This window comes from Leptolyngbya sp. CCY15150 (assembly GCF_016888135.1).
In the GTDB taxonomy this organism is placed as follows: Bacteria; Cyanobacteriota; Cyanobacteriia; order RECH01; family RECH01; genus RECH01.
The window spans coordinates 1-475 of sequence record NZ_JACSWB010000065.1 but is presented as its reverse complement, the minus strand read 5'-3'; the positions used below and the strand labels follow the sequence as shown (position 1 = coordinate 475).

General features: G+C 54.9%; 1 protein-coding gene. It reads left to right on the top strand.

What is annotated here, in order from left to right:
- Positions 1–105: 105 nt before the first annotated feature.
- Positions 106–475, top strand: a 370-nt coding sequence (locus JUJ53_RS00305; RefSeq protein ID WP_204150005.1) for a transposase, incomplete at its 3' end; no start/stop codon positions are given.

Sequence of the window (475 nt, the reverse complement as noted above, 5' to 3'; positions counted from 1 at the left end):
CAAGTCGTGGTGGCTCAAGCCAAGCGTTGTCCCCACTGTGGAGTCGACGTAGACCCATCGACGCAGCGCTTAAGCGGGATTTACGAGCGGATTGAATTGCCTCAGGTGACCCCTCACGTTACGCGAGTGGAACGCTACGGTGGGATGTGTCCCTGTTGCCAGAAGGCGTATCAAGCCCCTGTTGCGGTTGGTTTAGAACCCGGCTCACCCTTTGGCACCAGTATTGCGAGTCTAGTGACCTATCTGCGCTACGGTCATGCCATCAGTTATCAGCGACTAAGCCAGTTAATGAGCGAGCTTTACGGGCTAACTCTGTCGGAAGGAGCGATTGCTAACCTCTTGCAACGGGTGCAGGCTCAACTGGAAACTCCTGTAGCGAAGATTGTGGAGCGCTTACGCAGTGCACGTCTGGTTGGCAGTGATGAAACGGGGGCACGGGTGAATGGGAAAAACCAGTGGGAATGGGTGTTTCAAA